The sequence below is a fragment of the Brucella sp. MAB-22 genome, assembly GCF_025908475.1.
GTDB lineage: Bacteria > Pseudomonadota > Alphaproteobacteria > Rhizobiales > Rhizobiaceae > Brucella > Brucella anthropi.
The window spans coordinates 1,474,960-1,495,597 of sequence record NZ_CP109781.1 but is presented as its reverse complement, the minus strand read 5'-3'; the positions used below and the strand labels follow the sequence as shown (position 1 = coordinate 1,495,597).

The following is a 20,638-nucleotide window of genomic DNA, read 5'->3' as shown; positions in this document are numbered from 1 at the left end:
GTTTTTGGAGACATGCTTGAAAGCAAATAAACATGTCTCCCGAAAGTGAAAACCGGTTTCGGGACAAAGACATGTTTGAAAGCAAATAAGCATGTCGCCCGAAAGCGGGCCCCAGTATTGCTCAGTGCAGATGCTTTAGCTTGTCTGGGTTGCGCACCACATAGATACCGACAATCTTGCCGTCTTCTATATCGAGAGCTGTCGTCTGGATTTCCCCATCGGCTTCACGCGTGATGATGCCGGGCAAACCATTGATGAAGACCGTACGCAAAAGCGTGGACTGGTTGCCACGGAAATAACCCGCCAGTTTCTCGTGAGTCTTCATCACCTCTTCGAAGCCGAAAACAGGCTTCGGGAAAGCCGGGCGCTTGCCGCCACCATCGGCCTGAAGGTTGACATCTGCTGCCAGCATCGCACCAAGCGCATTCATGTCGCCGCTGCGCGATGCATTGAAGAAGGCCTGCGCCAGTTCGAGCCCGCGCTGCTTGTCAACCTGAAAACGCGGACGCTCCTCGCGCACATGCTTGCGCGCCCGTGCAGCAAGCTGGCGGCAGGCAGCGGCATCGCGCTGGATTGTCCTGGCTATCTCGTCGAAATCCAGTCCGAAGACATCATGCAGCAGGAACGCGGCGCGTTCCAATGGCGAAAGACGCTCCAGCGCCAGCATGAGCGGAAGGGTGACGTCGTCATCCGCTTCCTCTTCGACAACCGGATCGGGAATCCACGGCCCGAAATAGGTTTCGCGCTGGTTGCGACCGGATTTCAGAAAATCGAGGCACAGGCGGGTAACGGTGCGACGCAGAAAGGCCTCCGGCTCGCGCACTTCGCTGCGATCTGCGTTCATCCATCGGATGAACGCCTCCTGCACCATATCCTCGGCATCGGCGACCGAACCCAACATGCGATAGGCAACGCGGATCAGTTTCGGGCGCAGCGGATCGAAGCTGTCAGCTGCATCGCCTTGCAAGGATGTGTCAGCCATCAGACGGCTGCCTTTACTGCCGGCTTCTTGGCTTCCGGCTCGAACCAGAGGCCGAAGCCAACCGCCATGCGGTTCCATCCATTGATGATGTTGATCATCAGCGTAAGGTTCACTTGCTCCTCCTCAGTGAACTGTGCCTGCATGGCAGTGCGGGCGTCTTCCAGATCGTGACCTTGTGACAAACGGGTCAGCGCATCGACCCATCCCAGAGCCGCACGTTCGCGCTCAGAGTAGCACGGTGCTTCGCGCCATGCGGACAACAAATAGATGCGTTGTTCGGTCTCGCCAAGAGAACGTGCTTCAAGCGTATGCATATTGATGCAATTGGCGCAGGCGTTAATCTGCGAGGAGCGGATTTTGACAAGCTCGATCAGGCTCGCTTCCAGACTGGATGCGATGGTCATCGAAGCGTTCAACCAGGATTTCATCGTGGCAGGGGCAACATCGAACGGGTTGAGCAGAGGGGTCATGGTATTGTTCCTTTCGGTTCAAGGGGTTCGATAGACATGACGAGACAGCAATGCCGTATGTGACATTCGGCAGAAAAAAATTTGAATGCCCGACATTTTGGTTCTTATGCGATGGAACAAACTGCCTCCCACGAAACCAATCGACGGAACTAATCGCCACGTTATGGAGAAATTGATGCATGAGAACGCTACAAGATAGGCTGCTTTTCCGTGATCTGTTTAAATCCAAACAGCACCAATCCGCTCCTCCTTTCCCCGTTTCCTTTCACCTGCTCCCACCTTTCCAACGCCCATCTCCCGGTTTCCTCCTTCTACCCTCGCTCCGCCCCCTTGTCCCATCTTCCTGTCTCTTCACATTGACAACATACCAACCAGTCGGTATTATTTAATAGAGGAGATTTTTCCGATCATATCGGGAACCGCTCAGAGCAAGCGGCAGCAGGCTGCCACTGAACCGGCGCACGGTTTGCAACACACCTTGCGAACAGCCTGTGCTGTAGTGAGGAGGAACCATCATGAAAAACGCGTCCACCAACAGCAACAGTCCGAAACGTCCCGTCATCACCGCATTTGAAAATTCGCCTGATCGCGGCCGAGGGATGGCGCGTGACATGCCCGTTCGATGGGCGCTTGAAGAGACCGGGCAGGACTATGATGTCCGCCTCGTCTCGTTTGAGGCGCTGAAAGCCCACCCCCATCTCGATCTGCAACCTTTCGGGCAGATACCCACCTATGAAGAGGGTGATCTGGCCCTGTTCGAATCCGGCGCGATCGTGCTTCATATTGCGGAGCAGAACCCCGGCCTTCTGCCGGATGACGCCAATGGTCGGGCACGCGCCATCACATGGATGTTCGCCGCGCATAACACCATCGAGCCAGTGATCCTCGAAAGGGAAGTTGCCGGTTTCGTAGAGCGCAAGGAAAGCTGGTACGAGCAGCGCATCCCCATCGTGGAAGCGCGTATCCGCAAAAGACTGGATGCCCTTTCCGCCTGTCTTGTCAACAATGACTGGCTGGAGGGTGCGTTCAGTGCCGGTGATCTTCTGATGGTGACCGTGCTGCGGAGGCTGAAGAGTTCAGGCATATTGAACGACTATCCGAACCTTGCAGCCTATGTGGCGCGCGGCGAAGCCCGCCCTGCCTTCAAGCGTGCCTATGACGCCCAGCACGCGGTTTTCCTCGCCGTGTCGAAAGATTGAGCCTGTCTTGGCAGCCATCTATCCACAGTCGAGCTCGCTCAATATCCATTCCCTGAATGCGCGCACCTTTGGCGTATTGCGACGGGATTTGGGATAGACGAGCCAATAAGATCGCCCATCATCGCCAAGAATATCGAACGGCTGGATAAGCTGGCCGGTAGCGATTTCGATCTGGTGGAAAGCAGGCGTGAGAATGCCCACCCCCTGCCCTGCGACTGTCGCCCGACCTTCGATATGCTGCGCTCCGAGCCGGCTCTGCGTATTGCCTTGCATTTGCGGGTTTTCGATCCCCGCCGCCTTGAACCAGATATTCCACCACGGATCGCTCACATCGATGATCTTGAGCCGCAGAAGGTCCGCAGGTTCTTTCACCCCGCCTATAGTGGCCGCCAAGGCCGGGCTCAGCATGGGCGTGAAACTCGCCTTGATGAGCTGATGCGCCTCCAGCCCCGGCCATTTGCCGAAGCCACTTCTGATCGCGATGTCCACATTGGTCGTCGCAAAATCGATCATGCTGTCGGACGTATCGAGCCGGACCGCGAGTGACGGATGCCGCATCTGGAACGAGCCGAGCCGATGCGCCAGCCAGTTGGCGGCAAAAGTGGCGAGAACGCTGATCGACAGCGTACCTTCCGCATCTTCCCGCAGGCTGGCAAAGGCATTGCGCATCGTCTCGAACGCTTCCGTGATCGCGGGAGCAAGCTGCCTGCCAAGTTCGGTCAGTTCCACCTGTCGCGGCATACGCAGAAACAGGGGCGCGCCGACACGCTCCTCCAATATCTTTATCTGATAGCTGACCGCAGCCTGTGTCATGCCCAGCTCCTCCGCAGCGCGGGTAAAACTTGCATGGCGGGCGGCGGATTCAAAAACGCGAATGGCCGATAAAGGGGGAAGCGCTGTCGTCATGATGCATAAGTCCTCCTTATGCATACTAATCGAGGTTCGATTGGAAAACAAAGGTTTTCAGGCGCATACCTATAGGCAGAGTTTAACGAGCAGCTGCCTCCCACAGCCGCTTCATTCGATAGGTGAGATCATGAAAAACGTCGATTCTGCCTGCACAACCGCCACAGCGCCCACGGTCAGCCACGGATCGGAAAGCGGCTGGAGCGCGCTGTTCTCCCGCCTGTTTTCGCGCAAACGTACTCATATCGTCGTTACCGAACATTCGCCGGAATATCTCTTGCGGGATATCGGCATCGGTGATGGGCGCGCACAATACTATTCGCGAGACGGCCATAAGCTGCCCGAATGGTAATGATTGCGTCACGCACTGATGACGGCAAAGCCCCGCGCCTTGAGGCCGCGCCGGTCCTCGTGCAGATTGCTGACGAGACGGCTGCGGCTTCCGTCCAGATGCGCACTCATCAACGCCGTCGCCTTATCGGTATTTCCTTCGCGCACCGCATCGAGAATGGAGCGGTGTTCGGCCCATGCGCGAGCGAGCGCCGCCTCGTCGCGCACTTCCAGCCAGCGCGCCCGTGAGAGGCGCTGCATAGCATCGCGCACGCCACGGCTGAGAAACTCGTTGCCGGACAGGCGCGCCAGTTCGATATGAAAATCCATGCCGATCCGGTGCCATTCCTCGCGCGATGTGTCCGCATCACAGCTGTCCAGCATCGCTAGAATCGGCTCCACACCACTGCGATCTTCAAGCGCGCAGGTGAGCTTTAACGCGGCAATTTCCAGCGCTTCACGATAGACACCGATTTGTTCAATTTCGCTGAGATTGATTGGCGAGACCGTCCAGCCGCGCCCTTCACGACAGATCAGGCCTTCCGCCTCCAGCCGCAGAAGCGCTGCCCGGATCGGCGTGCGTGAGGCTTCAAACTGCGCCTCGATCCAGCGCTCGGTCAAACGTTCGCCCGGCCCCAGTTCCAGACCGAGGATCATGTCGCGAAGCTGCGTCTCAACCTGCCTCATCTGTGACATTGGCGACCATTCTCCATTTTAGAGCATAATCCGACCGGAGTGAAACGAGGATCGATAAGATTATGCTTCAAATAAAAGGGCTTAGAGAGCGTTTTGATCTGATACAATCAGAACAAAACGCTCTCTAAGGCAGCGCTGCAATTGACAAGCCTCATCAACAGGCGCATTCATGCATACCGTTTTGGTATCCCAAAATGGAATACATTGCAATCGCGAGACATGACATGAGCACCGCCCAAGCCGCTGCAAGCGACGAAACCGTCGCTGCAGCCCGCCAGGAAAATATGGCCGTCGAAGATAATCACGAGCGCTACTGGAAGCAGAATCTGCTGATCTGCCTCATCGGTTCGTTCACGACGCTCATTGCCATGTCGCTCCTCCTCCCCTTCCTGCCGCTCTATGTGGAACAATTGGGCGTCACCGATCACGCGGCAATCGTGCAGTGGTCAGGTATCGCTTACGGCGCCACCTTTCTGGCAGCAGCCTTCGTCGCGCCGCTGTGGGGCAGGCTCGGCGACCGCTATGGACGTAAGCTGATGCTGATCCGCGCCAGCCTCGGCATGGCCATCGCCATGTCGCTGATCGGCATGGTGACGAGTGTCTGGCAGCTGGTGGCGCTGCGCCTGTTCGTGGGCATCGCAGGCGGCTATTCGTCCGGCTCGATGATCCTCGTCGCTACCCAGACGCCAAAAGAAAAGACCGGTTGGGCGCTGGGCGCGCTTTCGGCTGGCATCATGGCGGGCAATCTGGCCGGCCCGCTGCTCGGCGGCGCTTTGCCGCCGCTGATCGGCATTCGCGCAACCTTCTGGCTAGCTGGTGGCGTGATCTTTCTCACCTTTCTGGCCACCACCTTTCTGATCCGCGAAGAGCGCAAGCCACCGAAGCCGACCAAAGAGCAGAAGGCGGAATCCATCTGGGCTGCCATTCCTGACAGGAAACCGGTTATCGCCATGCTGGTGACGGGTATGCTGCTGCTTTTTGCCAATATGTCGATTGAGCCGATCATCACCGTCTATGTGATCCAACTGATGGACGATCAGACGAAAGTGACACTGATTTCCGGCGTGGTGATGGCTGCTGCAGCCCTCGGCAGCATCATGTCATCCTCGCGACTGGGGCGCCTTGCCGACCGCATTGGCCACACCCGCGTCATCATCGGGGCACTGTCAGTTTCCGCGCTGCTTTTGATCCCGCAGGCTTTCGTTACGGAAGCCTGGCAGCTGATCGGCCTGCGTTTTCTGATGGGGCTGGCGCTGGGCGGATTGCTGCCCTGCATCACCAGCGTCATCCGGCACAATGTGCCCGACCGTGTAGCGGGCGGCATTCTGGGCTATTCCGTCTCGGCCCAATATGTCGGGCAGGTTGCTGGCCCCGTCGCTGGCGGTTTCGTCGGCGGTCACTTCGGCATGCGGTCCGTATTCCTCGGCACATGCCTGATTATGGCTCTCGGCGCATTTTATAACTGGACCGTCCTGCGCAAGAACCGATAATTTCGGCCATCTCCCGAATCCGCAAAACCCACGGCAGAATCAGAATGACAGCACATATCTTCGCGCCTTTCGCAACGCTTGCCGAAAGGCTGCTGCCTCATGCGCTCGAACACGGCGAGGACGGGTCACATGACCTGTCCCACCTTGCCCGTGTCTGGAAAAATGCCGCTGCGATCCAGCGTCAGGAAGGCGGCGATGCCGGAGTGCTTTGCGCCGCAGCCCTGCTGCATGACTGCGTGAGCGTGGAGAAGAATTCGCCCGACAGAAATCGCGCCTCGCGTCTGGCGGCAGAAAAGGCAATAACCTTGCTGCGGAACCTCGGCTGGAATGACGCTCGCATCGACCTCGCCGCCCATGCCATCGAGGCGCACAGCTTTTCAGCCAATATCGAGCCTGTCACGATGGAAGCGAAAATCCTGCAGGATGCGGACCGGCTTGATGCCATTGGCGTGATTGGAGCTGCCCGGTGTTTCTACATTGCGGGCCGCATGGGCAGTGCGCTTTACGACTGGCGCGATCCACACGCCGAAAACCGCCCGCTGGACGACAAGCTTTTCGCGCTCGACCATTTCCGCACCAAACTGTTCGGCCTCGCCTCCGGTTTCAAGACGGAAACCGGAAAGCTCATGGCCGCTGAACGGCACAGGCGTCTGGAAGCCATTTTTGATGACTTCCTTGCCGAAGCCGATGGCTAGATTGAGTAACCACCGTCGATATTCAGTGCCGTCCCCGTCACCATGGAAGCGGCGTCCGAGGCCAGCCAGAGTGCAGCTTCGGCCACATCCTCCGGCGTCGAAAACCGATTGAGGGGAATAGTGGCCTTAAGTGCTGCACGAGCTTCCGGGGTGTCTTCCTCCAGAAACAGTTTCAGTGCCTCACCGTCGCTTTCGACCGGGCAGATGCAGTTCACGCGGATATTCTTGTCCGCAAGTTCCAGCGCCATCGCCTTGGTCGCGCTGATGATCCAGCCCTTGGACGCGCTGTACCAGACGAGGCCCTTGCGCGGGCGCAGTGCGGTAGCCGAAGCCGTGTTGATGATGACGCCTCCGCCCTGATGCTCCATGATCGGTACAACGATCTGCGTCGAATAATAAAGCGCCTTCATATTCACGGACGCGATCAGGTCGAAACTGTCCTCCGTCACTTCGGTCAGCGGCATGTTGCGATGCGTAAAACCGGCATTGTTGATCATGATGTCGATGCGGCCGAACGTTTCGAAGGCTGTGCGCGCCACGCGCTCCATGTCGTCCTTGCGCGAGACATCGGCCTGCACGGAAAGAGCGTTCTTGCCGATATCGGCAAGCTCATCCTCGACACGCTTCACGTTCACATCGGCGAGAACGACCTTTGCACCTTCGGCTGCAAATCGGCGCGCCATGCCTGAACCGAAGCCCGAGCCGGCACCGGTGATGATTGCGACCTTATCCTGCAGCCTCTTCATGTCATTCTCCTTTTGAGCATTTCCAGTAAAGTGCAATCACTTGAATCCAGATTATTTGTTTCAATATGGCGTAAAGAGCCTGAACCAAAATGAACATGTCATGTATGCACAACCCGTTAATCCGTCAATTATGGCAGGGCGCCTTCAATTTCGTGCGATTGCAGCATTGCGACTGTTGAATTTAAATCGATTAGATAATAGACAAGGGCAGCTTGAAAATCGCATGCTGCCCACAGGCAGACTGATTTGCGCAAGAAGAGAAGAGAGCGATAGATGACCAGCCAGACAATTCCGGTAGAGCCTTTCGACTGCATCGTGTTCGGCGGTTCCGGCGATCTTGCCGAACGCAAGCTCATTCCGGCACTGTATCAGCGTCAGCGTGCAGGCCAGCTCACCGACCCAACGCGCATCATCGGCGCATCGCGCAGTGCCATGACCGATGAGGAATATCGGCAGTTCGCACGCGATGCCATCCACGAGCATGTGAAGGCTTCGGAAGTCGACGAGAAGGAAGTCGACAAGTTTCTCGCCCGTCTCAGCTATGTGGCGGTCGATGCCAAGTCCGAAGAGGGCTGGGATGCGCTCAAGACGCTGATCGGCAAGAAGCCGGAAAAGATTCGCGCTTTCTATCTCGCCGTCAGCCCCACGCTCTTCGGTGATATCGCCACGCGCCTCAAGGCGCATGGCCTGATTACCCGCGATACACGCATCATCGTGGAAAAGCCGATCGGTCGCGACCTGGAATCCGCCATGGCGCTCAATGATACGCTGGGCAGCGTTTTCCGCGAAGATCAGATTTTCCGCATTGACCACTATCTCGGCAAGGAAACCGTGCAGAACCTGATGGCGCTGCGCTTTGCCAATGCGCTTTATGAGCCGTTGTGGAACTCTGCCCATATCGACCATGTGCAGATCACGGTTGCCGAATCTGTCGGCCTTGAGGGCCGCGCCGGTTATTACGACACGGCAGGCGCGCTGCGCGACATGGTGCAGAACCACATTCTTCAGCTGCTCTGCCTTGTGGCCATGGAACCGCCATCCTCGCTGGAGGCCGATGCCGTCCATGACGAAAAGGTCAAGGTTCTGCGGTCCCTTCAGCCGATTACCAATGCAAATGTCGAAGACTTGACCGTTCGCGGCCAATATCGTGCGGGCGCATCCGCAGGCGGTCCGGTCAAGGGCTATCTGGAAGACCTCGAAAACAACACCAGCAACACCGAAACCTTTGTGGCGCTGAAAGCTGAAATCGCCAACTGGCGCTGGGCTGGCGTGCCGTTCTATCTTCGCACCGGCAAGCGGCTTGCCACGCGCGTTTCGGAAATCGTCGTCACGTTCAAGCCGATCCCGCACTCCATCTTCGGCGAAAGTGCTGGCAAGGTCATCGCCAACCAGCTTGTCATCCGCCTGCAACCGGATGAAGGCGTGAAGCAGTGGATGATGATCAAGGATCCGGGTCCGGGCGGTATGCGCCTGCGTCACGTGCCGCTGGATATGAGCTTTGCCGAATCTTTCAGCGAGCGCAATCCGGATGCCTATGAACGTCTCATCATGGATGTCGTTCGCGGCAACCAGACCCTTTTCATGCGGCGCGACGAAGTTGAGGCGGCATGGCGCTGGGTCGACCCTATCCTTCAGGGGTGGGAATTGAACAGCCAGCCTGTGCAGGGCTACACAGCAGGAACTTGGGGACCGTCATCGTCCATCGCGCTCATTGAGCGTGACGGACGCACATGGCACGAAAGCCTCTAGAGCGCATCCCGAAAAGTGTGAAACGGTTTTCGGAAAAGATGCGCGTCAAAACAAAGAGATAGAGCGCCGATCTGATCCAATCAGATCGAAACGCGCTCTAAGCATTTCCAGCAAAAGTGGGCAGCGGTTTTGCGTAGGATAATGCGAAAAACAAAGAGATAGAGCGGCTTCACGATTTTATCTGATTGAAACCGCTCTGGTTTCTGCTTTGGAAAGGTATGGAATGAGCATTGAACGGCACGATTTTACCAGCGGAACGGAACTGGCGCAGGCATTGTCGGAAGCCATTGCGAACAAGCTGAATGCCGCCATCGCTGAACGGGGACAGGCCACCTTGGCCGTCTCTGGCGGCACCACGCCGCTCAAGCTGTTCGAAGTGCTCTCCCGCAAGATGATCGACTGGAACCTCGTCACGATCACCCTTGTGGATGAGCGTTTCGTCCCCGTCGATAGCGACCGTTCCAACGAAAAGCTGGTGCGCGAGCATCTTTTGCGCGATCATGCGGGCGTGGCCAAATTCGTCGGCCTTTACAATCCGGCGGCGACGGCCGAAACGGCGGCGCTTGCTGCCGCCAGCCGCATTGATGCGTTGCGTCGTCCTTTCGACGTGGTGGTGCTTGGCATGGGCAATGATGGTCATACCGCCTCCTTCTTTCCCGGTGCCGACCGGCTTGATCAGGCGATCAACCCGGAAACAAGGGCGCTTGTGCTGCCGATCCATGCCGAAGGTGCTGGCGAAAAACGTCTGACCCTGACCCTTCCCATCATTGCCGAAGCCGACATGCTGGTTCTGCATATCGAAGGCGCTGCCAAGCAGGCAACGCTGGAAAAGGCGCTTTCCGGCGATGACGAGAATGAAATGCCCGTGCGGGCTGTCTTCCATCATGCGCGCACACCAATCCAGCTCTACTGGACAAGTTAAATTCGATTCAAGCCAGATTGGCACAGGTGATACCCATGCCCACCGAGACGGCACATAAACGCATTCAGGAAATCACCGCGCGCATTCGCGAACGGTCCAAGCCGACACGCGAAGCCTATCTTGGCCGTGTGCGAGAGGCTTCATCCAACAAGCCAAAACGCGCCGTGCTGGGCTGTGCCAATCTCGCGCATGGTTTCGCCGCCTGCGGCCCGCACGACAAGGCGGCGCTGATCGGCGACGAGATTCCGAACCTCGGCATCATCACGGCCTATAACGACATGCTGTCGGCGCATCAGCCATTCGAAACCTTCCCGCAGCTCATCAAGCAGGCTGCACGTGAAGCGGGTGGCGTGGCGCAGGTTGCTGGCGGCGTGCCTGCCATGTGTGATGGGGTTACGCAGGGTTTTGCGGGCATGGAACTCTCACTGTTCTCCCGCGAAGTGATTGCGATGGCAACCGCCGTCGGCCTGTCGCACGATATGTTCGATGCGGCCGTCTATCTCGGTGTCTGCGACAAGATCGTGCCCGGTCTCATCATTGGTGCGCTGACCTTCGGCCATCTGCCCGCCGTGTTCGTGCCTGCCGGTCCGATGACCAGCGGCCTGCCGAACGATGAAAAGGCCAAGACCCGCCAGCTCTATGCCGAAGGCAAGGTCGGGCGTGCCGAGCTTCTGGAATCGGAATCGAAGTCCTATCACGGTCCCGGCACCTGTACCTTCTACGGCACGGCCAATTCCAACCAGATGCTGATGGAAATCATGGGCCTGCATCTGCCGGGCGCATCCTTCATCAATCCGGGCACGCCGCTCCGCGACGCCTTGACCCGCGAGGCCGCCAAGCGCGCGCTGGCGATCACTGCCTGCGGCAATGAATATACGCCGGTCGGCGAGATGCTGGACGAGCGTTCCTTCGTCAATGGCGTCATCGGTCTGAATGCGACCGGCGGTTCGACCAACCATACCATCCACCTGATCGCCATGGCAGCTGCGGCCGGTATCAAGCTGACATGGCACGATATTTCCGAGATTTCGGATGTGGTTCCGCTTCTGGCACGCGTCTATCCGAATGGCCTTGCCGATGTGAACCATTTCCATGCCGCTGGCGGCATGGGCTTCCTGATCCGCGAACTGCTCGATGGCGGCATCCTGCATGAGGATGTGCGCACCGTGTTCGGCGAAGGTCTGCGTCCTTACGCGATCGAACCGAAGCTGGGTGCTGACGGTACAGTCGTGCGTGAGCCGGTGCCGGAGAAAAGCGGCGACGACAAGGTTCTGGCCAAGATCCATGCGCCATTCCAGCCGACCGGCGGCCTCAAGGTTCTGACCGGCAATATCGGCAATGCGATCATCAAGGTTTCCGCCGTGAAGCCGGAGCGTCAGGTCATCGAAGCGCCCGCCAAGGTCTTCAACGATCAGGCAGAAATGCAGGCCGCGTTCAAGGCTGGCGAGCTGACCGGTGATTTCATCGCGGTGGTTCGCTATCAGGGGCCGAAAGCCAATGGTATGCCCGAGCTGCACAAGCTGATGACGGTTCTGGGCATTCTGCAGGATCGCGGCCAGCGTGTTGCTCTTGTTACCGACGGTCGCCTGTCCGGTGCATCAGGCAAGGTGCCCTCCGCTATCCACGTCACGCCGGAAGCTCTCGATGGCGGCGCCATCGGAAAAATCCGCGACGGCGATGTCATTCGTCTGGATGCCGTGAATGGCACTCTGGAAGTTCTGGTCAATGTGGCCTTGCTGAATGATCGTGGCGAAGACCGTCCCGATCTTTCAGGCAACGAACATGGCATGGGGCGCGAATTGTTCCGCGCTTTCCGCCAAATCGCCGGACGGGCCGACGAAGGCGCTTCGGTGTTCTGAAAACAGTCCGAATGAAATTAAGGCAAAACAGCGATTTCAGCTGTTTTGCCTCTCAAACCATCAAAGCCGGAATAAAACTGCGCGAAAAGCGCGGTTCAATTGTGTCAAAAAACTGGCTTTTTCACGCCAGCAGTGCGGCAGGCCGCAGTCAGCGTGTTGGCCATCAGCATGGCGATGGTCATCGGACCGACGCCACCTGGAACTGGCGTGATCGCTCCGGCAACTTTTTCGGCTTCCGCGAAATCGACATCGCCGACCAGTCGTGTCCTGCCTTCGCCCCGTTCCGGTGCCGGAATGCGATTGATACCGACGTCGATCACCGTTGCTCCCGGCTTGACCCAATCGCCCTTGACCATTTGCGGGCGTCCGACCGCCGCCACCAGAATATCCGCAGTGCGGGCAATCGCGGGCAGGTCTTTCGTGCGGCTGTGCGCAACCGTAACGGTTGCATTGGCAGCGAGCAGAAGATTGAACATCGGCTTGCCAACAATGTTGGAGCGACCGATTACCACGGCATTGAGACCCGAAAGATCACGGCCATGGATGCGCTCAATCATGATCATCGCGCCCGCGGGCGTGCAGGGAACGAAAGCCGTTTCAACTTCGCCGGTGCCAAGCTTGCCGACATTGATAAAGTGAAAGCCATCGACATCCTTGTCGGGCGAAATGGTCTGGATCACCCGGCCTGAATCGATGTGCTTCGGCAGCGGCAACTGCACCAGAATGCCGTGAATGGCGGGATCGTTGTTCAAGCTTTCGATCAGGTCGAGAAGCTCCTGCTCCGACGCCGTTTCCGGCAGATCGTGCTGCACCGAGTGGAAACCGCATTCCTTGGCCTTCTTGCTCTTGGAAGCGACATAGACCTGACTTGCCGGGTCTTCACCGACAATCACCACCGCAATGCCGGGCACGATGCCGGTTGCGGCCACGAGCTTTTCGGTTTCGGTCTTCACCGTGGAAACCACATCCTCGGCGAGCTTCTTGCCATCAATCAATTGAGCCATAGCGAGCGCTCCGTTCTTTTGTGATATCGGGCTTAAGTGTCTGGGAGATACACGACATCTTTTTCGTACACATGCCCATAAGCGTCATGATGCCCGATGACAATTGGCGAATGCGCGACAATGCAGGATTTTATGAAGTTTCAGAACGGAAAGTCCTGCGAGAACCGGTCAGGACTTTGCAACACGGGATGAGCGCACATCATCGATGGCACGACCGAGGGCGGCATTTTCCGTGGTGCTGTTGGTGCCTTCATTCTCGGCTTCCCAGCGCGCATTGGCTTCGCGGATAACAGCAGCAAGCCGGGTTTCGCCATAGGGTTCCAGAACCTCGTCCGGCTCGACTTCGCTTCTGACCGACGATCGGGGCTTGCGACCGGCCAGCATCATCGCAAGAAGGCCAGGCAAAAACCCGCCCAGCAATCCAAGGGCGATAATCCCTTGTGGAGAGAGAGTGCGCGGGCTCGGTTCCGCCATCGCTGGCGTAACGATCCGCACGGTCGCAGCAGACCCCGCCGAGGCAGGTTCGCCCCGTGCCGCACGCATCTGCAAATCTTCAAACAGCGCCTGCTTTGCCGCCGCATCGCGCTCCAGCATCTGCAGGCGTGCTTTGTCTTCGTCCGTGGCAGGCGTCGAGCCGAAACCGGCAATGGCAGCTGCTGCCTTTTGCTCGCGTTCGACTGCATTCTTAAGATCGGCCTGTAACACACTACGCTGGCTGGAAATCTCCTTGTCGATTTCCGCTTCGATCTGGTTCGCGTCAGCCCCCTGCCCTGCAGCGCGATAACGTTCCACCAGAACACCCAACGCTCCAGATCGCATGGTTTCAGGCACGCCCTTACCGGCGAGGCTCTCCGCAGTCGCGCCGTTCAGGCTGTTGGCCTCCGCTGCGATGCGCGCTGTCTCGGCCTTGCTGTCGGCGAATTCACGTTGAAGTGCGGCCTTGTTGTCGTCGTCGCCAAAATCCCGACTGACGCGAAAAGCAGTTGCCGCCTGCTGCGCCGCTTCGGCATCCGCCTCCAGACTTTGCAGGCGCGCCGGAAGATCACCATCAGACCCATTCAGTTCCGCGCCACCCTGCAGATGATCGCGAAATGCCTGCACAACGGCATTGGCCAAAAGTGCTGCCATTTCTGGCCTGTCAGCCATAGCCTCGACATTGACCGTGCCGCTGTCGAGTGCCTGTGTAAAATCAAGACGCTGGCGCAGCAATTGCGCACCCGACATCTTTTTGTGTCCGTCCAGGGCCGGAGATTGCTGGTCTTCGGGCAACAATAGGGTCAAGCGAAAGTGCAATTCCTCCAGAAATGAAGGGGCGCCCAGATCGGCTGCACGTTCAATGCGCGCCATCTGTGCGGCGCGCTCAAGCACAGCATTCGAGGCAATTTCACTCCGCCGCTCCGGCGGGAAAACCTGCAAGGATGCTGTCGCGCTATATTGGGGCGGCTCCAGAACAGCATATGCGGTTCCGATAATTCCGCCCAGCATTGTGAAACCCGCCAGAAGCCCCCAGCGACGCCTGCGGCGTGGCAATTGTAGCGGCTTTTCAAGTTTCGGGACGATGGTTGATGTGGGGGCAGCTGGCGCGGGTTGCGTCTTGATCGGTGCACCGTCGAGATTGGCTTGCAGCGCCTCCCGCACGGCATTCATCCGGCCCTGCATATCCGCCTTCGGATCAACTCGCTCGCTCGCTTCAGCGTCTAACAAATCCTGTTTGCGGCGGAGCAACTCCTCGCGGCGCCTTTGATGTTCGCGCTCTTCGTCATTGTCTTCGGTCGCGCGAGCGGATGGCACAGGCACAAGGAATTCCGGCGCATAGGCCAGAAGTGGGCGCGCAGCAGCACGTCTCCTTTCTCCGTCCCTTTCCACCATCGCTCCGTCCCGTTTTTCACCCGTGGCTATTAATCCAGATTAGTATTCATCATGGCAAATAAATCGTTAAAATTGCAATTATATGTATTGATTCATACAGATAAATCAGGAGGCCGTTGTGAGCACCGAAACGGAATACCCGATCGATCCAGAGCGGCTGAGTAGCATAATCCAGTTTATCCAGAATGCAGAGCGGCTGAAAAGCACTTTGCGATCCGGTCATACCTCACAGGGCCGACCGGAAAGCACCGCCGAACATAGCGGCGGCTATGCCTTCTGGTTACGCTGTTTGACCGTGAGCTGGGCGATTGCGACCGGCTGAAACTCATCAAGATGTGCATCGTCCACGATCTGGGCGAGGCGATTTCCGGCGATGTGCCCGCAATCCACCAATCTGCCGATGACGGGCGAGCCGAGCGCGAAAAAGCGGACCTCATGACGCTGTGTGCCCCGCTGCCGGACGATCTGCGCGCAGAAATCATGGAGCTTTGGGCGGATTACAGCGAAGGCAAATCGACGGAAGCTATTTTTGCCAAGGGCTTCGACAAGCTCGAAACCATGATGCAGCATAATATCGGGCTCAATCCGCCGGATTTCGATTATGCATTCAATCTCGACTACGGCGTCAAGCAGACGGCGCGCCACCCGCTGCTACGCCAGTTCCGCGAAATCGTGGACGCGGAAACCCGGAGCAATGCTGAAAAGCGTTAGAGCATTTCCTGTTTTGATTGCACCATCGGAAATACTTTATCTCTTTGTTTCTACGCATGTCTTTATCCTATCGTTGCGGGATAAAGACATGCCCTAACTCAACGTCGCGAAGTGGCGCAGTGTGAAGGTGATCTGGTAAATCAGCGCGGCGGCGGCGAAAATCGCATGATAGCGCCGGTTATCCCAGAACACCGCAATCAGACTGAACAGGATAAAGCCTGCAACCTGAATCGGATATTCAGTGCCATAGAGCCGGTAGTGATCGGCTCCCTTCAACAACGTATCGATGAAATCGGCCACATAGACCAGCGCCAGAATGCCGAAAAACCACTTGCGCCGGGAAATGAAGTAATCGCGGTAGCCGGTATATTCTTCCATACTGTCGGGGAAGAGCAGCGTGCAGAGCAGGAAATACAATCCGGCATAAAAGATTACGAACAGATACTTCTCGAAAGTCCAGAGCGGAATGGTTCGCAAGTTGAACTCGAACCACCAGAAATGGATCACCGAAAGCAGGATGAAACCCACCCAAGCCAGATGGACCGGGTAAATTTTCTGCTTGCCGGGATGCTGGATAAAGCGTGCCAATCCAGTCAAAAGGCGTGAAACACACAGGCCGAGGATCATGCCTATGATGATGCGGACATGGCCAAAGGCTTCGGCTGGCGGCACACCCGTTGTCAAAGCCGGATCCATTCTTCCCCTCCGAAGCTTCACTCAACTTTGGTTCATATTGGTCGATATATTTTGGGCGATCAATGATTTAACCTCAGAAATTCGTGGATACGCCACATATACTTGCGGAGTGTAATAAGGCGGGGCTATACCATCGCGGGCCATGTCCAAATGAAATCCAAAGGTGGAACAATCAATATGCATGACACGGTAATTCTGGTCGGTTGCGGCAATATGGGCTTCGCCATGCTGAAAGGCTGGCTCGATAGCGGTATTCTCAAGGCAAAAGACGTTTATGTCGTGGAGCCCACCGAAGCACTTCGCGATCGCGCCACTGGTGCTGGCGTCCATGCCTTTGCCGATGCTGAAGCCCTGCCCGGCGATCTGAAGCCGCGCATGGTTCTCGTGGCGGTCAAGCCGCAGGTCATGGCACAGGTTCTGCCAGCCTATAAGCGCTTCGCACCCGCTGCCACTTTCGTCAGCGTTGCAGCCGGTATTCCGGTCGCCCTTTTTGAAAGCAAGCTTGGTCACGATGCAGCCGTGCTACGCTGCATGCCGAACACGCCTGCCGCCATCGGCAAGGGGATGCTCGTCACCTACAAGAACGCCAATGTGACCGACGAAAACGCAGCCTTCGTTGCCCGTCTGCTTAAGACATCCGGCAAGGTCGCAAGTGTGGACGATGAAGCGCTGATGGACGTTGTAACCGCCGTTTCGGGTTCTGGGCCTGCCTATGTGTTCCACTTCATCGAGGCGCTGACCGATGCCGGTGTGACCGCCGGTCTGCCGCAGGAAACGGCAGCTTTGCTGGCCATGCAGACGGTGATGGGCGCAGGCGCGCTGGCCGATGCCAGCACGGACACGCCGTCAAAGCTGCGCGAACAAGTGACAAGCCCGAACGGCACCACCGCTGCCGCGCTCGAAGTTCTGATGGGCGGCGACCGCCTCAAGACGCTGGTGGCTGAAGCGGTGGAAGCGGCTCGCAAGCGTTCCGTCGAGCTTGGCAAAGCCTAAACTATCAATCTCGGCACAGCCTCGATGAGCGCTTTGGTAACAGGCGCTTGCGGTGCCGTTATCAGCTCCCGCGTCGGGCGGCATTCGACAATCCGCCCACGCTCCATCACCGCGATACGATCCGCCATTTGCGCTGCCACTGCGAGATCATGCGTGATGAAAAGATAGGCCGTCTGTTCGGCTTTCTGTATATCCCGCAAAAGGTTGAGAATGGCGCCGCGCACGGTGACGTCGAGCGCCGAAACAGCCTCGTCCAGCACGATCAGCGACGGAGCAGTTGCAAGCGCCCGCGCAATCGCGACGCGCTGGCGCTGCCCACCGGAAATCTCATGGACGCCGCGCCGGGCCAGTGCTGGATCAAGCCCGACCGTTTGCAGAAGGCTGGCAACATCGCGTTTCAGCCCATGAATGCGTAGCGGTTCGCGTAAGAGATCATAGACGCTCGCACGTGGATTGAAGGCCGAGAGCGGGTCCTGAAACACCATCTGCATGCGCGCACGCTGCTTGCGGAGAACGGCTCCTTTGAGCGCCAGCCAGTCCTCGCCCTCAAAACGGATTGTACCGCTTGCAAGCGAGTGAAGCCGCAAAAGTGCCCGCGCCAGCGTGGACTTGCCGCTGCCAGACGGACCGACCAGCGCCAACGTCTCGCCCGGCTGGATCGTGAGGCTGACACCGTCGAGCGCAAGGGCGTCGCCATAGCGCAAAATGAGATTGTCGGCCTTCAAAAGCGGATCAGCCATGGGCCGCCTCCAGCACCGGCACGGCGGTGATCAGCGCTTTCGTGTAATCTGTTTGTGGGTCTGAAATGATCGTTCGAGCGGGTCCAAACTCCACTAGTTCACCCCGCCGGAAAACCGCGATGCGATCAGCCAGTCCCGATGCCAGTGCGATGTCATGGGTGATGAAGATCAGCGTCATTCTGTCTGCGCGCACCAGTTCCTGCAGAAGAGAGACAATCTCCTTCTGCACAATGGTGTCGAGTGCGCTTGTCGGCTCATCCGCAATCAGCAGGCGCGGACCGGCGGCAATGGCGAGCGCAATCGCGATGCGCTGTTTCTGCCCGCCCGAAAACTGGTGCGGATAGCGCGAAAAACTTGCTTCCGGTTGCGGAATGTGAACCCGCTGTAAAAGGCTGACTGCTTTGGCTTTCGCTGCTGTTTTGTCGATTTTCGCATGGGCGCGAATGGTCTCGACAAGTTGTGCGCCCACCGTCATCAGCGGGTCGAAGCTCGATGCCGGGTCCTGAAACACGCAGCCAATGTCGCGTCCCGGCAGCAGCCTACCGTCTGCCCATTCCATATTGCCCGAAATGCGAGCATTGCCCGGCAGGAGCGAGGCCAGCGCCAGCGCCAGCGTGCTTTTGCCCGAACCGCTTTCGCCGATGATTGCCAGAGTTTCACCGCGACGAACATCAAGAGCGATATTCTGAAGCGCTGTTTCACGGCCATAGCGCACGCAAAGCTGTTCCAGCCGGACAATCACCGTCATGACTGCACCTCGCGCCGGGACAAGGCGTTCGTCAGTCCCTCGCCCGCCAGATATACGCCCACAACAGTCAATGCCAGCGCCAGTCCCGGCAGGATCGAAAGCCAGGGTGCGGAACGCAGGACCGTACGCCCCTCGGCGATCATACCGCCCCAGGTGACGCGGTTCGGATCGCCCAGCCCCAGAAAGGACAGAGCCGCTTCAATCAATATGGCGGAAGCGACGATCACCGGCACCAGCGCCAGAACCGGCGGCAGGGCGTTGGGCAGTATCTGGCGGAAAGCGATTTCCATCGGATGCATGCCGATGACGCGAGCCGACGCCACGTAATCGCTTTCGCGGATTGTGAGCACCTGCCCGCGTGTGAGACGCGCAGCCTGCGTCCAGCTTGAAAGCGCAATCGCGGCAATCAGCACCGGCAGTGTCGGCCCGGCAATGCTAACCAGCGCCAGCGCCAGCAGAAAGCCCGGTACGGTCTGGAAGGCTTCGGTAATTCGCATCAGGACTTCATCGACGATACCGCCCGCAAAACCGGCCAGCGTCCCGATGATGCTGCCAAGGATAATTGAGGCCAAGGCAGCAGCCAGCCCAACGCCAAGCGATGTGCGCGCACCATAGAAAAGCTCGGCCAGAACATTGCGTCCCAGCCGGTCAGTTCCGAAAATAAAATCTGTATTGTCAAAGGGTTGCAGCAGCGGCGTTGAGACGATGCTTAAAGGATCGGCGGGAAAGAGCAACGGTGCGACAAGTGCCGCCAGCACGAGCAGCGCCAGCAGAACTGTGCCTGTTATACCTTCACCCGTTCTGAAATAACGTTTCATCCCGTTCATACCCCGTCGCCCCCGGTCGCGATACGCGGATCAAGCCAGAGATAGATCAGGTCGATCAGGAAATTGACCACGATTACCATGACGGCGCTGACCAGAATGACGCCGAGCAGAAGCGGCGTATCGCGGCTTGCGACGGCCTCCTGTGCAAGCCGCCCCAGCCCCGGCACGGCGAAAACGCTTTCGATCACCACGCTGCCGCCGAGCATGGATGCGGCCTGCAAGCCCAGCACGGTAACGAGCGGCAGCAATGCATTCCGCGCCACGTGACGCAGGACAATGCGCGAATGCGAAATGCCCCTCGCCCGCAAGGCACGCACGAAATCCATGCGCCAAATGTCGGCCATGGCGGCGCGCATGACCCGCAGGTAAAGCGCCAGATAAATCACCGCCAGCGAGACAACCGGCAACACCAGATGGACCGCAATGTCGCCTGCCCGCGCCAACCCGTGCTTGCCGGAAGCGATTGTTTCAATGCCGCTCGACGGCAACCAGCGCAGCCTGATCGAAAACAGGATGACCAGCACGAGCGCCAGCCAAAAACCGGGGATCGCATAAAGAACCAGCGACGCCACGGAAAGAAACCGGTCGCGAAAGCTTCCGGGCTTCGCCCCTGCCACGATGCCAAGGAGCGACCCCACGGCAAAAGACAAGGCAGTCGCCGCCCCCATCAAGAGAAGCGTGTTGGGCAGGCGCTCCAGAATAACGTCAAGAATGGGCCGGTTGAAACTGACGGACCAGCCGAGATTACCCTGCACAAGGGTTGCCAGATAGGCCCCGAGCCGATGCCAGACCGACTGATCCAGCCCCCAGCGCGCCCGCATTTCTGCAATCGTTGCCGCATCACCGCCGAATGTTACGGCATAAGCGTCGACGGCATCGCCCGGCGCGCTTTCCAACATAAAAAAGCAGCCGACAATGACAATCACCAGCACCATAATGCTGCCGACCAATCGTTTGCGGAAAAGGGCCAGAATCTGTTTCACGGTGGCAGGATACAATCAATCCA

At 58.1% G+C, this 20,638-nt stretch carries 20 protein-coding genes and 1 pseudogene; 9 read left to right on the top strand and 12 right to left on the bottom strand.

The window, feature by feature from the left end:
* Positions 1–121 precede the first annotated feature (121 nt).
* Positions 122–982 (bottom strand): sigma-70 family RNA polymerase sigma factor, encoded by an 861-nt coding sequence (locus OHI65_RS06765; protein WP_094515608.1) that lies wholly within the window; start codon positions 980–982, stop codon positions 122–124.
* On the bottom strand, positions 982–1,452 hold the full coding sequence (locus tag OHI65_RS06760) for a carboxymuconolactone decarboxylase family protein (protein ID WP_010659135.1): 471 nt from the start codon (positions 1,450–1,452) through the stop codon (positions 982–984). Before OHI65_RS06760 ends, OHI65_RS06765 begins: the two co-directional genes overlap by 1 nt.
* A gap of 515 nt (positions 1,453–1,967) precedes the next feature.
* Between OHI65_RS06760 and OHI65_RS06755 the strand changes: the two genes are divergently transcribed.
* Positions 1,968–2,651 carry a glutathione S-transferase family protein gene (locus OHI65_RS06755; RefSeq protein ID WP_125300956.1) on the top strand — a complete coding sequence of 228 codons (684 nt, stop codon included), beginning with the start codon at positions 1,968–1,970 and terminating at the stop codon, positions 2,649–2,651.
* An 18-nt stretch (positions 2,652–2,669) separates the two neighbouring features.
* Here the strand turns inward: OHI65_RS06755 and gcvA are convergent, their stop codons facing one another.
* A complete protein-coding gene (gcvA, locus tag OHI65_RS06750) occupies positions 2,670–3,557 on the bottom strand; it encodes a transcriptional regulator GcvA (protein ID WP_010659137.1) in 888 nt (295 codons plus the stop codon).
* Positions 3,558–3,687: 130 nt separating this feature from the next.
* Between gcvA and OHI65_RS06745 the strand changes: the two genes are divergently transcribed.
* Complete coding sequence (locus tag OHI65_RS06745; RefSeq protein WP_125300957.1) at positions 3,688–3,909, top strand: hypothetical protein; 222 nt, start codon at positions 3,688–3,690, stop codon at positions 3,907–3,909.
* An 8-nt stretch (positions 3,910–3,917) separates the two neighbouring features.
* Here OHI65_RS06745 and OHI65_RS06740 read toward each other — a convergent pair whose 3' ends face one another.
* On the bottom strand, positions 3,918–4,583 hold the full coding sequence (locus OHI65_RS06740; RefSeq protein ID WP_125300958.1) for a GntR family transcriptional regulator: 666 nt from the start codon (positions 4,581–4,583) through the stop codon (positions 3,918–3,920).
* A gap of 224 nt (positions 4,584–4,807) precedes the next feature.
* On the opposite strand from OHI65_RS06740, the gene OHI65_RS06735 reads away from it, so the two are divergent.
* Entirely contained in the window at positions 4,808–6,073 is a 1,266-nt protein-coding gene (locus tag OHI65_RS06735; RefSeq protein ID WP_040128633.1) for a multidrug efflux MFS transporter, read from the top strand.
* Between the two features lie 44 nt (positions 6,074–6,117).
* Positions 6,118–6,768, top strand: coding sequence for an HD domain-containing protein (locus OHI65_RS06730; RefSeq protein ID WP_094515607.1), 651 nt, complete (start codon positions 6,118–6,120; stop codon positions 6,766–6,768).
* Here OHI65_RS06730 and OHI65_RS06725 read toward each other — a convergent pair.
* On the bottom strand, positions 6,765–7,514 hold the full coding sequence (locus tag OHI65_RS06725) for an SDR family oxidoreductase (RefSeq protein ID WP_125300959.1): 750 nt from the start codon (positions 7,512–7,514) through the stop codon (positions 6,765–6,767). The genes OHI65_RS06730 and OHI65_RS06725 overlap by 4 nt on opposite strands.
* Positions 7,515–7,787: 273 nt before the next feature.
* Here OHI65_RS06725 and zwf point away from each other — a divergent pair, with 273 nt between their 5' ends.
* The 3 genes from zwf (at position 7,788) to edd (ending at position 12,044) form a co-directional block, all read left to right on the top strand.
* Positions 7,788–9,263 carry a glucose-6-phosphate dehydrogenase gene (gene zwf, locus OHI65_RS06720; RefSeq protein ID WP_012093297.1) on the top strand — a complete coding sequence of 492 codons (1,476 nt, stop codon included), beginning with the start codon at positions 7,788–7,790 and terminating at the stop codon, positions 9,261–9,263.
* 223 nt (positions 9,264–9,486) lie between these two features.
* Entirely contained in the window at positions 9,487–10,185 is a 699-nt protein-coding gene (pgl, locus tag OHI65_RS06715) for a 6-phosphogluconolactonase (protein WP_012093298.1), read from the top strand.
* 35 nt (positions 10,186–10,220) lie between these two features.
* Positions 10,221–12,044 carry a phosphogluconate dehydratase gene (gene edd, locus OHI65_RS06710; protein ID WP_036587560.1) on the top strand — a complete coding sequence of 608 codons (1,824 nt, stop codon included), beginning with the start codon at positions 10,221–10,223 and terminating at the stop codon, positions 12,042–12,044.
* A 104-nt stretch (positions 12,045–12,148) separates the two neighbouring features.
* Here edd and folD read toward each other — a convergent pair whose 3' ends face one another.
* Both folD and OHI65_RS06700 read right to left on the bottom strand, forming a co-directional pair.
* Complete coding sequence (folD, locus tag OHI65_RS06705; RefSeq protein WP_125300960.1) at positions 12,149–13,048, bottom strand: bifunctional methylenetetrahydrofolate dehydrogenase/methenyltetrahydrofolate cyclohydrolase FolD; 900 nt, start codon at positions 13,046–13,048, stop codon at positions 12,149–12,151.
* Positions 13,049–13,216: 168 nt separating this feature from the next.
* On the bottom strand, positions 13,217–14,917 hold the full coding sequence (locus OHI65_RS06700) for a lipopolysaccharide biosynthesis protein (protein ID WP_125300961.1): 1,701 nt from the start codon (positions 14,915–14,917) through the stop codon (positions 13,217–13,219).
* Between the two features lie 118 nt (positions 14,918–15,035).
* Here OHI65_RS06700 and OHI65_RS06695 point away from each other — a divergent pair.
* Positions 15,036–15,628 (top strand): annotated as a pseudogene (locus OHI65_RS06695) (HD domain-containing protein).
* A 93-nt stretch (positions 15,629–15,721) separates the two neighbouring features.
* On the opposite strand, the gene OHI65_RS06690 reads toward OHI65_RS06695, so the two are convergent.
* Positions 15,722–16,324, bottom strand: coding sequence for a hypothetical protein (locus OHI65_RS06690; RefSeq protein WP_094515604.1), 603 nt, complete (start codon positions 16,322–16,324; stop codon positions 15,722–15,724).
* Between the two features lie 177 nt (positions 16,325–16,501).
* On the opposite strand from OHI65_RS06690, the gene proC reads away from it, so the two are divergent.
* A complete protein-coding gene (proC, locus tag OHI65_RS06685; protein WP_094515603.1) occupies positions 16,502–17,317 on the top strand; it encodes a pyrroline-5-carboxylate reductase in 816 nt (271 codons plus the stop codon).
* On the opposite strand, the gene OHI65_RS06680 is transcribed toward proC, so the two are convergent.
* The 4 genes from OHI65_RS06680 to OHI65_RS06665 are packed head-to-tail and all read right to left on the bottom strand — an operon-like array spanning position 17,314 to position 20,630.
* A complete protein-coding gene (locus OHI65_RS06680; RefSeq protein WP_125300963.1) occupies positions 17,314–18,057 on the bottom strand; it encodes an ABC transporter ATP-binding protein in 744 nt (247 codons plus the stop codon). The genes proC and OHI65_RS06680 overlap by 4 nt on opposite strands.
* Complete coding sequence (locus tag OHI65_RS06675; RefSeq protein ID WP_264358549.1) at positions 18,050–18,805, bottom strand: ABC transporter ATP-binding protein; 756 nt, start codon at positions 18,803–18,805, stop codon at positions 18,050–18,052. Before OHI65_RS06675 ends, OHI65_RS06680 begins: the two co-directional genes overlap by 8 nt.
* Entirely contained in the window at positions 18,802–19,632 is an 831-nt protein-coding gene (locus OHI65_RS06670) for an ABC transporter permease (protein ID WP_125300965.1), read from the bottom strand. Before OHI65_RS06670 ends, OHI65_RS06675 begins: the two co-directional genes overlap by 4 nt.
* Positions 19,629–20,630, bottom strand: a complete 1,002-nt coding sequence (locus OHI65_RS06665; protein ID WP_125300966.1) for an ABC transporter permease — start codon at positions 20,628–20,630, stop codon at positions 19,629–19,631. Before OHI65_RS06665 ends, OHI65_RS06670 begins: the two co-directional genes overlap by 4 nt.
* Positions 20,631–20,638 lie beyond the last annotated feature (8 nt).